Here is a 13,490-nt window from a genome sequence, read left to right on the forward strand (position 1 = left end):
GTCGCGCCAGAGCCAGAAGCCGTTGAATATGTCCGCGTCTGCGATGCTTACGGCGCTGGCTACTTCTACATCCCGGGCACCGAAACCTGCCTGCGCGTCCACGGCTATGTTCGTTACGACGCCAAGGGTGGTGACCGCGTTTACGCTCGTACCGCCGGTGATCTGGAACGCGATACCTGGGGCAAGAACGCCCGTGCGACGCTTCGCTTCTCGACCGCTTCGGAAACCGAGCTCGGCACTCTGAAGACCTTCACCGAGCTGCGTTACAACTGGAACGGCGGCGGTGACGGCGAAGAAGACGCATACGGTTCGAGCGAAAACAGCTCGCTGCGTTACGCTTACATCCAGCTCGGCGGCCTGCGCGTCGGTCTCGACGAATCGGCCTTCGTGACCTTCCCGGGTTACTTCGGCAACGTCATCAACGATGACGTGATCCTCGCTGGCGGTTACCGCACCAACCTCATCAGCTACACCTTCACCGGCGGCAACGGCTTCTCTGCCATCCTGTCGCTCGAAGAAGGCGGCAACGGTGACTCCGACGTCGACGTTACGCTTAACGACTACACGCCGCACATCGTTGGTGGCCTGAAGTACGCTGGCGGCTGGGGTTCGGTCGTGGCTGTTGCAGCTTATGACGCCCGTAACGAAGAATGGGCCGGTAAGATTCGCGGCGACGTGAACATCACCGACCGTTTCTCGGTCTGGGCGATGGGCGGCTACAAGTCCAACGACGACCATTACGCTTTGAACGACGCTGGCGAATCCTACCGCGTCATCGACTCGTTCTACGGCACCTGGGGCGGCGACTGGGCCATTTGGGGCGGCGCAGCATTCAAGGCAACCGAAAAGGCTACCTTCAACCTGCAGCTCGCTTACGACGACTCGGAAACCTTCGAAGCGACTGCAAACGTTGCTTACCAGCTGGTTCCCGGCTTCACCATCACGCCGGAAGTCACCTACGTTCAGTGGAACGACAAGAACACCAGCCTCGACGGCGAAGACGCCTGGCAGGGCATGGTCCGCTTCCAGCGCTCGTTCTAATCCCTCGCGGATTGATCAGGAAGAACCCGGTAGCATCGCTACCGGGTTTTTTGTTGCGTGATTTTCAGTGCGGCGTCTTCCCTTTCTGGATAAGGTCCTGATCCTGGTTATCTGGCGGGGCGGGGCTATTGTCCGCCACGCTCCGTAATGTTCTGAACCGGAGAAATGCGCATATGTTCAAATGGTTCTGGCCCGGATTGACGTGGACCGCAGCATTGACGGCTCTGGCGCTCTGGTTCGGCGGTGGCCGATTGGAGAGCGATATTGCCGGGCGCGGTGGTGAAGCGCTGGCACCTTATATATGGGCGAGTTTCGATGTGGACGGACGGGACGTTACGCTGAAAGGAGTGGCTCCAGACCCCGGGAGCCAGACCGCAGCCCGCGCGGCGCTGGCCAATGTCTGGGGCATCGGGGCGGTGACGGATCTTACGAGCGTGTTGCCGCTCGTTTCTCCTTATGTTTTTCAAATTCAGAAAACCGGAGACAGCCTGATTCTTTCCGGCACCGTCCCGGACAACGATGCGCGCGACCGGATAATGGCGGCAGCCGAAGGGCTGAATAGTGACGGAACGCTGGATGACGAAATGGCGGTCGGACGCGGCAGTCCGCAGGCGTTTGTCGAATCGGTAATGTTCGCCTTGCAACTCGCGGCAAGCTTGGACACCGGCGAGATAAAAATTTCCGATCTGACGATTTCCGTAAAGGGAACGGCGCTGAGTGAGGCGCGTTACGCTGCATTGCAATCGGTTCTGGGCGGCACGCTGCCATTCGACCTGAAGACTGCAAGCGTCGAACTGACCGGGCCTTGATGGACATGAATCGAACCGCGTTGTAATCGTCCGGTCCAGTTTCTTGTTCGGAACTGACAGTCCGACTGTTCTGACGGGCGCTTTCTCTTTATGAAAGGAGCTGTGGACCATCCGGTTCGCAGCCATGCGTCGTCATTGGAACAGGAAGCGGACTTATCCATGCTTTATCTTGCCGAATCATTTTGGCCCGTTCTGGCGATCGCGGTTTTGATTGGTGCGATTGTGGGCTGGCTGACGAGCGCGAAATGAGCTTCTGTCGTCTGCCTGGGCCGGTGCGGTTCCGTTAAAAGGCGCGTAATTTGGAGTACGAGGAAAGACCAATATGCCGTTGCTGATCGTTCAACTGGCTGTTCTCATCGCCATTGCTTTTGTGGTCGGTTGTCTGCTTGGCCGCTTCGTTCGGCGCAAAAGGCCGGCGACAAGCGATAATGAACGCACGATCATCGCCGCGGCTCTTGCGACGCCTCCAATCGATGAAAAGCCGGAAAAGCTGGAGCCGCCGAAAACTGTCGGCGCGGCGACCGCGGTTGCGAAGCCGGAGACACCTGTCGAGACGGATAAGGCCGAGGCCCCGAAAAAAGTTCCGGACGCCGAGGTTGTCGGCGGTGAATTGCCGTTGCAGAAGGGCGAAGCGAAGCCCGCTGCCGAAACCGGACAGCCACAGTTTCTGGAAGCGCCGCGACAGGGGAAGGCCGACGATCTGACGGTCATCCATGGGATTGGCAGAGCGGTGGAAGCCATCCTTAACGGGCTGGGCGTGTTCCATTACGATCAGATTTCAGGCTGGAGCGACGATGAATCACGCTGGATCGAGCAGGCAATAGGCTTTCCGGGCCGGATCGGGCGCGAGAACTGGCGGGGTCAGGCTGCAAGATTCGTGAGCGCTTCTGCCAAGGGCAGGACCAGAAAGGCCGAAAAGCCCAAAAAAGCTCCCGCCAAAGCAGGAACGAGGCGGACGAGAAAGACGCCAAAGACCCCAAGCTGAATATTTCGGGCAAAGATGTGCTAGTGGTCCGATTCCGACATTTGCATCCCTCTGATACAGGCGCCGAGCAAATATCGGAATTGAAAAGACCACTAGTAACTTTATGTATCTAGTGGATTTTTCGAATTTGACGTTTGAAACAGCATCTCATTCAGTCGGGATTCAAACGTCAAATTCAATCCACTAGGCCCGTCAGCGGCGTCCATGGATCAGGTCGGCCTGAATGTCGGCGCTGCCTGTCAGGCGGGCTTTGTACACTTCGTAGTTTTCCATCACGCGTTGCACGTAATTGCGCGTTTCGGAGTAGGGAATGCGCTCGATCCAGTCGACCACCTCATCGACAGGCTTGCCGCGCGGGTCGCCATATTTCTCGATCCATTCCGAAGCGCGGCGGGGACCGGCGTTATAACCCGCGAATGTAAGCACATAGGAACCGTCGAAGCGGTCGAGCTGTTCTCCGAGGAAATGCGCGCCAAGCGTTGCATTATAGCCTGCATCCGTCGTCAGGCGCGGGGCCGAAAAACTCATTCCGTTCCTTGCCGCCACGCTTCTGGCCGTTGCCGGCATGAGCTGTAGCAGGCCACGCGCGCCGGCCTTCGATACGGCGCCGACGTTGAATTCGCTTTCCTGCCGGGCGATTGCATAGGCCAACGCCTTGCCCGACCCGCTGATATTCGCGCTGGCAGGAATGGCGCCGAGCGGATGTGAAAGCGCGCCTGTGTCGAAACCGCGTAGGGCTGCGGTCTTGCCGACCCGCAAGGCGAGATAATGATTCTCGTTGCGCTCAGCCATGACGGCCAGCAAAGCCAGTTCGCCGACGCTATCCATCTCTTGCGAAAGCTGGCTGTAAAGTGCGGTGGCGCGATTGCCGTATCCAACCTGCTCGAGGCGTTTGATGGCCTGTACCGCAGGGCGTCCGGCAAAACGGACGCGGTCGGCGTCGGTCGGTTTCGGATAGATGAACTCCGGGGCCTTCTCATGCAGTTTGGCGGCGGCTAGCTGTCCGTAGAAAGTGGTCCCGAAATGTGCCGAACGGCGATAATAGCTGCTGGCATCACCGCCGGAACCCGCCTCGGCAGAGCGGCCGAGCCAGTAAAAAGCGCGCGATGCGGAGATCGGGCGCGAGGAAATTTCCGCGATCCTGGCGAAGTGTGAAGCCGCTGTCCCGGGCTGCTTCAAGGCCCGCAGCGCGTACCATCCTGCGTGGAATTCAGCCTCTGCGGCCATGCCGGGCGATTCTGCCGCGTGAGCGGCGACGAGCTTATAGGCAAGCTGCGGCTTTCCGAGGTCGAGAAGCTCACGGGATAGAATACGGCGCTCGATCCACCAGGCATCCGCGTCGATCAGGGCAGGGGCCTGACGCGGGGCCTTCAGCATGAGGTCGGTGGCTTCACTGTAGCGTTCGGCACGGCGAAGATAGCGGATTTTCAGAAACAGATAGGCCAGGTTTCCCTGCCATGTGCTGTCAACGCTTGCAATTGCCTTGGCGGCATTCGGAGATTTTTGCGCGACGGCTGCAAAGGCATTGTAGAGCGACTGGGCCTGGGCCGGTCCAGCCAACAACTTTGCCGATTTCAGACGGTTATTATAAAGCGAGCGCAGAATGCGGCGCTGATGATCCTCGCGTGTCAGAACGCCGGAGAATTCCTTCAATACTTTCTGCTCGTCCTCGGTGGAAAGGCGTTGCGTCGACCACCACGGCGAAAGAAGTCCGCGGGCCTTGTTCGCGTTTCCGGTGTTCACATAGGCACGGGCAAGCAGGATCATGCCTTCTGTCGTCAGGGGACGTGTGTTGCCAAATGCGGCAATCACCGTTCCCGGCGCGGGATTCTCCCTTGCCAGCGCCCGTTCCGAATTGCGGCGCAGGGCAGATAGTCCCGGCCAGCCGCGCAGTTCGGTCGTGGCGGCCGCGATTTCAGCGCTCGGCACGGCATCCAGCCCGGATGTAGCAATAGCCCAGCTCAGTATCTGCCGGTCAAGCGAGCCATTGGGCATTCCATTGCGCAATGCGATGGCGTTTGCGACGTCCCGCGAAGAAAGCGAATCGAGACCGCTCTTCAGCGTTCCGCCGATCACGGCGGGGGTCTCGAGACGGCTTACCGCCGACGTGACGACAGGATCGGATGTGGCGGGCCGGGGCGTCGGCGTAACCAGATTTATCGGCGACTGGCGCGTCGCTGTCGGTGCGAAAGGGCGCGCGAGCGGTGTCGGCACGTCTGTCGACAGGGAAGACTGGGCAAGAGAAACGGAAGGCTGAACGGCAACCGCAACGAGGCAACTCGCGAGAAGCGCTCTTGTCGTCATGGAAATTGCTGCGGCGTATTTAAACATGATCTAACTTAAACAAAGACTTGGCTCTGGGGAAATATGTTGATGAAATCCGGCTTTTCTTGGTCCATCCATTTTGGGGGGAACCATGACGGCAAGGATAGGATCGATGAATGAACCTATCCCTAATAAAGTATTATCGATGCGATCCGCCCGGGTTCGGCCATTCGAGAATTAAGCGCTGTTCGACCACGGGTTCGGGAAATGGCGGTCGAGTAACCATTCGCTGCAATTTTAGTCGCAAAACTGCCGTAATCGAGCTGTTTTGCCGTTGCACCCCGCTTGCTCCGTTCGCGTGGCAAGACTATTGTGCAACGCCTCGACCGTTGGGCTATTCGATGCCCGCGGGTGAGAGGTTCCGTCCATTCATTCAGGAGTTCACTAATGCTGAAGGGCTCAATTACCGCACTCGTCACGCCGTTCGATTCCGAAGGAGCGTTCGACGAGAAAGCCTTTCGAGCGTTGGTGGACTGGCAGATAAAAGAAGGCACGAAGGGGCTGGTCCCGGTCGGCACGACCGGTGAAACGCCAACACTTTCGCATGACGAGCACAAGCGCGTCATCGAAGTGTGCATCGAGGTTGCCGCAGGTCGCGTTCCAGTGATCGCCGGTGCCGGTTCGAACAATACCGTTGAAGCCATCGAACTGGCCCAACATGCCGAAAAGGCCGGCGCCGACGCCGTTCTCGTTGTCACGCCCTACTACAACAAGCCGAACCAGCGCGGCCTCTACGAGCATTTTTCGCGGGTGGCCCGTTCCATCTCGATCCCGCTCGTTATCTACAATATTCCGGGGCGTTCGATCATCGATATGACGCCGGAAACGATGGGCGCTCTCGTTCGCGATCACAAGAACATCGTGGGCGTCAAGGATGCTACCGGCAAGATCGAACGCGTTTCCGAACAGCGCGCGACCTGCGGCAAGGAATTCATCCAGCTTTCGGGCGAGGATGCCACCGCTCTCGGCTTCAACGCCCACGGCGGCGTTGGATGTATTTCGGTGACGTCGAATATTGCGCCGCGTCTTTGCGCCGAATTCCAGGATGCATGTCAGGCAGGCGATTTCGCCAAGGCGCTCGAATTGCAGGATCGCTTGATGCCGCTCCACAAGGCTCTGTTCATCGAACCCAATCCGTCGGGACCGAAATATGCCCTGTCACGCCTCGGTCGTGTGGAAAACATGCTTCGTTCTCCCATGGTAACGGTCGAAACGGCCACTGCCGAAAGGATCGATCAGGCAATGAAACACGCCGGACTTATCAACTGACCTGTCGAATTTGACAGCTTACGCCGATTTTTACGCTCCCGTTGCGCCGGGAGCGTTTTCATTTCAGGCATTGCACATTATATGGTGCCATCATGAACAAGCCGAAGAATTCTCCTGCGCGCAAGATCATCGCGGAAAACCGCAAGGCGCGCTTCAACTATGAGATCATCGACACACTCGAAGCCGGGCTCGTGCTCACCGGCACCGAGGTCAAATCCCTGCGCGCCAATCAGTCGAACATTGCCGAAAGCTATGCGAGCTTTGAGAATGGCGAGTTCTGGCTGATCAATTCCTACATTCCGGAATATACGCAGGGAAATCGCTTCAACCATGAGCCTCGCCGGCTGCGGAAGCTGCTGGTCAGCCGTCGCGAAATGTCTCGCCTGTTCAACTCCATTTCCCGCGAGGGCATGACCGTCGTTCCGTTGAAGCTTTACTTCAACGATCGCGGGCGTGCGAAGCTTGAACTTGCCCTGGCGCGAGGCAAGAAGACACACGACAAGCGTGAAACGGAAAAGAAACGCGACTGGAATCGGGAAAAGGCGCGTCTGTTGCGTGACCGTGGGTGATCGCCTGTCGATGTCTCTGCAAATGGAAAAGGCGCGTCAGGCGCCTTTTTGATTGAGGTAAGCGCGCGCATTTCTGAAAACATTGCGGAACATGGCATCTGTCAGCCTGCCCGTATTCGTATTGTACCGCGAGCAGTGGTAGCTGGAAAAAATGCGCAGGCTGCCGATGTCGCTTTCCCTCTCGTGACCGAAAGGATGTCGCGCGACCGGAGCGCCGAGGGCCCTAACCGTAGATTGATGGGCAATCGTTCCAAGAGTGACGACCGCGCGCAGCCGCGGAAAGCGTGTCAGCATTGGAGCAAGGAACTGGCGGCAATTATTGATTTCGGAGCCGACGGGTTTGTTTTCCGGGGGCACGCAGCGGACGGCGTTTACGATGCTGGCGTCGAGCAGTTTCAGGCTGTCGTCCGGGCGCGCCTCGAACTTGCCCGTGGCGAAACCGAACTCGCAAAGCGTGCTGTAGAGAAGTTCTCCGGCATAATCCCCGGTAAAAGGGCGGCCCGTACGGTTCGCGCCCCGAAGCCCGGGCGCAAGCCCGACAATGAGCAATTGCACATCCGTGTCATGAGCCGGGACGAACGGCGGCACGGGCGCATTATGCCATTCAGGCTCCTTGTGCCGCCATTCCTGCAGGAATGCTTGCAGTCGTGGGCAGATAGAGCAATTCGCGGACGGTTCGAAAATCATGCTTCTGCATGAACCGGCTCGACGACGGCGTCAATAGCTGTCGTCGAAATCGTCGTCCTGACGACGCGGTGCTCTTTCCGATGGATCGCGGCCGATTTCAGCTTTCAGCGAGACCAGATCGATGAAATGGTCAGCCTGACGGCGCAATTCATCCGAAATCATGGCAGGCTGTGTCGTCAGCGTGGAAACGACGGAAACCTTGCGGCCCTTGCGCTGAAGCGCTTCCACCAGCGAACGGAAGTCGCCGTCGCCCGAGAAGATCACGAAATGATCGACTGTGTCGGTAAGCTGCATGGCATCGACCGTCAGTTCGATATCCATATTGCCCTTGACCTTGCGGCGGCCGGTGGAGTCCGTGAATTCCTTGGCCGCTTTGGTGACGACCTTGTAGCCGTTGTAATCGAGCCAGTCGATCAGCGGGCGGATCGACGAATACTCCTGATCTTCCACCAGGGCCGTATAATAATAAGCGCGAAGCAGATAGCCGCGCTTCTGGAACGCTTTTAAAAGCTTCCGGTAATCAATATCGAACCCCAAAGTTTTGGAGGCTGCGTATAAATTGGCACCGTCAATAAAAAGCGCAATCTTTTCACGAGAATCGAACATCGTGCAATATATCCACCCTACGGCCGACCGGGAGTGGACCGGGAACCGCTTATTCAGTTTTGTTTTGCAAACGCGTATGGCAGCTAATTTACCAGGACCGTTTATTGCGTTCTAAGGCCATATTACAGAAAGACAAGCAACCAATGGTTGTTATTTGATAGTTCTAAATTACCTTGTGGCGAGTTTTCATTATATGATCGCAAGTAGGTTTGTAAATCACTGGTCGCGATTGAAATTTTTATGCGGTTTGTGGCGTGTTCAGGCTAATTTAAGGGCAATTATCAGTTTCAAAGGCTCCGAATACGGAAAATTCCGCTTTTGCTTGTAATTTGGCTCCGCAAGCGCTATGTGGAGAAAAATCCGTTAAAACTTGAGAAATGAAAGGGACCGCGCATGGCCCGCGTCACTGTTGAGGACTGCGTAGATAAGGTCGAGAACCGTTTTGAACTGGTTCTGCTGGCTGGTCACCGTGCTCGTCAGATTTCCCAGGGGGCGCAGATCACTATAGATCGCGACAATGACAAGAACCCCGTCGTTGCATTGCGTGAGATCGCGGATGAAACCCTCTCTCCCGATGACCTGAAGGAAGATCTGATCCACTCGCTTCAGAAGCATGTGGAAGTCGACGAGCCGGAAGCCGCCGCACCTGCTCAGATCGCTTCCGCTTCGGACGAGCTTGCCGAAGGTATCGTCGAGGCCGCCGAGGAAGATGTCGTTACTTTCGACCGCATGTCGGAAGAAGAACTGCTTGCCGGTATCGAAGGTCTCGTCGCTCCCGAGAAGAGCGACGATTTCTAGTCGTCGCTGCGTTTTTGCCTTTTGACGTGCGCTGCGACCCCTGGTCGTGGCGCATGTTTTTATGCGCGTATCAGACGGCCCGGTTCGTCATGACGACGCGCAATTTCTGCCAGAGATTGATGAAATTAATATTGTCGGCAGAAAATTAAGCCTAAATGTCGAGAACTGTTCGATTATCGACGATTTTGGGTCACAATGGCCGATACGGTTTCGGACCGAGGCTTTTAGGCTTTTGAAGGGAGTTCCTGTAGATGATGCGCCAGTATGAGCTTGTTGAGCGTGTGCAGCGATACAAGCCTGACGTGAATGAGGCGCTTCTCAACAAGGCATATGTCTATGCCATGCAGAAACATGGCAGTCAGAAACGCGCGTCCGGCGACCCCTATTTTTCCCATCCGCTCGAAGTCGCCGCCATTCTCACAGACATGCATCTGGACGAAGCGACGATAGCCATCGCGCTTCTGCACGACACGATCGAGGATACCACCGCCACCCGCCAGGAGATCGATCAGCTTTTCGGGCCGGAGATCGGCAAGCTGGTCGAAGGCCTGACCAAGCTCAAGAAGCTGGATCTCGTTTCCAAGAAGGCCGTGCAGGCCGAAAACCTGCGCAAGCTTCTCCTGGCCATTTCCGAAGATGTCCGCGTGCTTCTGGTCAAGCTCGCCGACCGTCTGCACAATATGCGCACGCTCGGCGTCATGCGCGAAGACAAGCGTCTGCGGATCGCCGAGGAAACGATGGATATCTATGCGCCGCTGGCTGGCCGCATGGGTATGCAGGACATGCGCGAGGAACTGGAGGAACTGGCTTTTCGCTATATCAATCCGGATGCCTGGCGTGCGGTAACGGATCGCCTCGCAGAGCTTCTGGAGAAGAATCGCGGGCTTTTGCAGAAGATCGAAAAGGATCTGTCCGACATTTTCGAAAAGCACGGCATCAGGGCGAGCGTCAAAAGCCGCCAGAAAAAGCCGTGGTCCGTTTTCCGCAAGATGGAAACCAAGGGCCTGTCTTTCGAGCAATTGTCCGACATTTTCGGTTTCAGGGTCATGGTCGATACGGTGCAGGATTGCTATCGTGCACTTGGCCTTATTCATACGACCTGGTCGATGGTGCCGGGACGGTTCAAGGACTACATCTCGACGCCGAAGCAGAACGATTACCGGTCTATTCACACGACCATCATCGGTCCGTCCCGGCAGCGTATCGAATTGCAGATCCGCACGCGTGAAATGGATGAGATCGCCGAATTCGGCGTGGCGGCCCATTCGATCTATAAGGATCGCGGCAGCGCCAACAATCCGCACAAGATTTCGACCGAAACCAACGCCTATGCGTGGCTGCGCCAGACCATCGAACAGCTTTCCGAGGGTGACAATCCCGAAGAGTTTCTGGAGCACACGAAACTCGAACTGTTTCAGGATCAGGTTTTCTGCTTCACGCCGAAGGGGCGTCTGATCGCCTTGCCGCGCGGCGCGACGCCAATCGATTTCGCTTATGCGGTTCACACCGACATCGGCGACAGTTGCGTCGGCGCCAAGGTCAATGGCCGCATCATGCCGTTGATGACGGAATTGAAGAACGGAGACGAGGTGGAAATCATCCGCTCCAAGGCACAGGTGCCTCCCGCGGCCTGGGAGTCGCTGGTGGCGACCGGCAAGGCGCGTGCCGCCATTCGCCGGGCAACGCGATCCGCCGTTCGCAAACAATATTCCGGCCTCGGTATGCGTATTCTGGAGCGCGCTTTCGAGCGTGCGGGAAAGCCGTTCAGCAAGGATATTCTGAAACCGGGCCTGCCGCGTCTTGCGCGCAAGGATGTCGAGGATGTCCTGGCAGCGGTCGGGCGCGGCGAACTGCCGTCCACGGATGTCGTCAAGGCTGTCTATCCCGACTATCAGGATACCCGCGTCACCTCGCAGAACAATCCTGCCAGGACCGGTGAAAAAGGCTGGTTCAATATCCAGAATGCGGCCGGCATGATTTTCAAGGTGCCCGAAGGCAGCGAGGACGCGACCGCGGTCGGGCCGGATGCCGTGCCGAAACCCGGCAAGAAGGCCTTGCCGATCCGCGGCACGAATTCAGACCTGCCGGTGCGTTTCGCCCCGGAAGGCGCCGTGCCGGGAGATCGTATCGTCGGTATTCTCCAGCCGGGGGCGGGTATCACGATTTACCCCATCCAGTCACCGGCGCTGACCGCTTATGACGACCAGCCGGAACGCTGGATCGATGTCCGCTGGGATATCGATGAGCAGATGAGCGAGCGTTTCCCTGCGCGCATCACTGTCTCGGCGATCAATTCGCCGGGGTCTCTGGCGGAAATAGCGCAGATCGCTGCGGCCAACGACGCCAATATCCATAATCTCTCCATGGTGCGTACGGCCCCCGACTTCACCGAGATGATTATCGATGTGGAAGTCTGGGATCTCAAACACCTCAACCGCATCATCTCCCAATTGAAAGAAAGCGCGAGCGTCAGCGGCGCGAAACGCGTGAACGGATAGGACCAAAATGAACACCGAAGACGTGCTTGCCGTCTTCCGCGAAGCGGGAGCGATCCTTGAAGGCCATTTCATCCTGACTTCCGGCCTGCGCAGCCCTGTTTTCCTTCAGAAGGCGCGTGTCTTCATGCACGCCGACAAGACGGAGAAGCTCTGCAAGGCGCTTGCCGAAAAGATCGAGGCTGCCAATCTGGGCCAGATCGACTACGTCGTCGGGCCGGCCATCGGGGGATTGATCCCTTCCTATGAAACGTCCCGTCATCTGCGTGTTCCCTCGATTTGGGTGGAACGTGAAAACGGTGTGTTTCGCCTGCGCCGCTTCGAGGTGCCGAAAGGCGCGCGCGTCGTCATTGTGGAAGACATCGTCACGACGGGGCTTTCCATCCGTGAAACGATCGACTGCATGAAGGATATTGGCGTCGAAGTGGTGGCCGCTGCCTGTATCGTGGATCGCTCCGCCGGTAAGGCCGATGTCGGCACGAAGCTGATTTCGCTCGCCGAATATGAAGTTCCAGCCTATCCGGCCGACAATCTGCCGCCGGAGCTCGCAGCCATCCCGGCGATAAAGCCCGGAAGCCGGAACATTTAACGACCCTGAAGCATGTCTCCCAAAAGTGGGAACCGGTTTTGGGATAAAGACATGCGTAAAAACAAAAGTTTAAAGCGTGTTGCCTGAATACGATTGAACGCAACACGCTTTAAACCATGTCTCCCAAAAGTGGGAACCGGATTGCCGCCGCAGGCCCCCTGCGGCGAAATTCCGCTTTGCAGGGTGCGCCATAGTTACCTATTAAAGAGCTGGCGAGTGGACCTCCCTCCCGTCCGGCTGTCGCAATAGGAATTCGTCGTGAGTGTAACACCTGCCATTTTCGGTCAGAAATTGCCTTATCGGGCTCCATGCGGGGTGTGCGCCGATTGTGATGTGCGCCGCATGGCGGTCTGCGCCGTGCTGGACGATGGCGATCTCGGCGCGCTCGAAGCGATCATGATATCCAGGCGTCTGGATGCGAATGAAATGCTGGTGGAAGAGGGCGAGCCGAAGCGGCGCGTCTTCAGCCTGACTTCGGGTCTTCTGCGTATCTATACGTCGCTCCCGGACGGCCGCCGCCAGATCGCCGGTTTTCTTTTTCCGGGCGATTATCTCGGCCTCGCCGACGATGAAACCTATTCCCAATCGGCAGAGGCCGTTGTTCCCTCCGTTCTGTGCGCCTTTTCCGCGAAGGAAATGGACGAGCTGATGGAGCGTTTTCCGAAGCTGAAGGAACGTCTGCATCAGATGACGCGTGCGGCGCTTCGCACCGCGCGTGACAATCAGCTCGTTCTCGGCCGTCTGGCGCCGGTTGAAAAACTTGCAAGCTTCCTGCTGGTTCTTTCTTCCCGGGCGGAAAAACGCGGCGAGAAGCCCAATCCCGTCCATCTCTTGATGAACCGGACCGATATAGCCGATTATCTCGGCCTGACGATCGAAACGGTCAGCCGCAGCTTTACCAAGCTGAAAACCCAGGGGCTTATTCAGTTGCTGGATGCCAATACGGTCGAAATTCTTTCACGGCGTTCGCTTGCCGCGGTTGCCGGAATGAACCTGGATAGCCTTTAGGCCGGAAAAAAACGCTTCAAGTCCTGTTTCGCTGCCTTTGATTCAAATCAATGCCGCAGATCGCCCATCGCCATATCTTCAAATCGTAAAACCGACGCAGTCCGGCTCATCGGCTGCTCGCGGTCAAAGCGCGTCCCGAAAAATGTGAAACGGTTTTCGGACAGGATGCGCGACGAAACGAATGGTTAGAGCGCCGATCTGGTTCAAGTCCGATCGAGGCGCGCTCTGGAAATGGGGAGAACAGGTGCTGTTGTGGCTGGCAATTGCAATATCGGCTGTCATGCGTGCGGACTTCCCTGCCGCCTTATA

At 57.3% G+C, this 13,490-nt stretch carries 13 protein-coding genes; 10 read left to right on the top strand and 3 right to left on the bottom strand.

Annotation, left to right across the window (positions count from 1 at the left end; all coding sequences use genetic code 11):
• The 4 genes from FHS76_RS05660 to FHS76_RS05675 all read left to right on the top strand — a co-directional run.
• Positions 1-1,041 (top strand): porin (locus FHS76_RS05660; RefSeq protein ID WP_183649356.1); only part of this gene is annotated, 1,041 nt, incomplete at its 5' end.
• Positions 1,042-1,214: 173 nt separating this feature from the next.
• Complete coding sequence (locus FHS76_RS05665) at positions 1,215-1,850, top strand: BON domain-containing protein (protein ID WP_183649360.1); 636 nt, start codon at positions 1,215-1,217, stop codon at positions 1,848-1,850.
• A gap of 102 nt (positions 1,851-1,952) precedes the next feature.
• Entirely contained in the window at positions 1,953-2,099 is a 147-nt protein-coding gene (locus FHS76_RS05670) for a hypothetical protein (protein WP_183649362.1), read from the top strand.
• 73 nt (positions 2,100-2,172) lie between these two features.
• Complete coding sequence (locus tag FHS76_RS05675) at positions 2,173-2,835, top strand: 50S ribosomal protein L21 (protein ID WP_183649365.1); 663 nt, start codon at positions 2,173-2,175, stop codon at positions 2,833-2,835.
• 192 nt (positions 2,836-3,027) lie between these two features.
• Here FHS76_RS05675 and FHS76_RS05680 read toward each other — a convergent pair whose 3' ends face one another.
• Positions 3,028-5,139 (bottom strand): lytic transglycosylase domain-containing protein, encoded by a 2,112-nt coding sequence (locus FHS76_RS05680; RefSeq protein ID WP_235992591.1) that lies wholly within the window; start codon positions 5,137-5,139, stop codon positions 3,028-3,030.
• Between the two features lie 408 nt (positions 5,140-5,547).
• On the opposite strand from FHS76_RS05680, the gene dapA reads away from it, so the two are divergent.
• Together dapA and smpB are read left to right on the top strand one after the other, a co-directional pair.
• Positions 5,548-6,429, top strand: a complete 882-nt coding sequence (dapA, locus tag FHS76_RS05685; RefSeq protein WP_183649370.1) for a 4-hydroxy-tetrahydrodipicolinate synthase — start codon at positions 5,548-5,550, stop codon at positions 6,427-6,429.
• Between the two features lie 92 nt (positions 6,430-6,521).
• Positions 6,522-6,998 (top strand): SsrA-binding protein SmpB, encoded by a 477-nt coding sequence (gene smpB, locus FHS76_RS05690; protein WP_183649373.1) that lies wholly within the window; start codon positions 6,522-6,524, stop codon positions 6,996-6,998.
• A 36-nt stretch (positions 6,999-7,034) separates the two neighbouring features.
• On the opposite strand, the gene FHS76_RS05695 is transcribed toward smpB, so the two are convergent.
• A complete protein-coding gene (locus FHS76_RS05695) occupies positions 7,035-7,685 on the bottom strand; it encodes a uracil-DNA glycosylase (protein ID WP_183649376.1) in 651 nt (216 codons plus the stop codon).
• A 30-nt stretch (positions 7,686-7,715) separates the two neighbouring features.
• Entirely contained in the window at positions 7,716-8,291 is a 576-nt protein-coding gene (locus tag FHS76_RS05700; RefSeq protein WP_183649381.1) for a LabA-like NYN domain-containing protein, read from the bottom strand.
• Between the two features lie 393 nt (positions 8,292-8,684).
• On the opposite strand from FHS76_RS05700, the gene rpoZ reads away from it, so the two are divergent.
• From rpoZ to FHS76_RS05720, 4 genes are all read left to right on the top strand, one after another.
• A complete protein-coding gene (gene rpoZ, locus FHS76_RS05705) occupies positions 8,685-9,089 on the top strand; it encodes a DNA-directed RNA polymerase subunit omega (protein WP_183649383.1) in 405 nt (134 codons plus the stop codon).
• A gap of 251 nt (positions 9,090-9,340) precedes the next feature.
• Positions 9,341-11,587: a RelA/SpoT family protein gene (locus FHS76_RS05710; RefSeq protein WP_183649386.1), complete on the top strand. Its 2,247-nt coding sequence runs from the start codon at positions 9,341-9,343 to the stop codon at positions 11,585-11,587.
• Between the two features lie 7 nt (positions 11,588-11,594).
• Positions 11,595-12,173, top strand: coding sequence for an orotate phosphoribosyltransferase (gene pyrE / locus FHS76_RS05715; protein WP_183649389.1), 579 nt, complete (start codon positions 11,595-11,597; stop codon positions 12,171-12,173).
• Between the two features lie 342 nt (positions 12,174-12,515).
• Positions 12,516-13,181: a cyclic nucleotide-binding domain-containing protein gene (locus FHS76_RS05720; RefSeq protein WP_235992602.1), complete on the top strand. Its 666-nt coding sequence runs from the start codon at positions 12,516-12,518 to the stop codon at positions 13,179-13,181.
• The last annotated feature ends 309 nt before the right edge of the window (positions 13,182-13,490 follow it).

The sequence above is a fragment of the Brucella daejeonensis genome (assembly GCF_014199265.1).
Classification (GTDB): Bacteria; Pseudomonadota; Alphaproteobacteria; order Rhizobiales; family Rhizobiaceae; genus Brucella; species Brucella daejeonensis.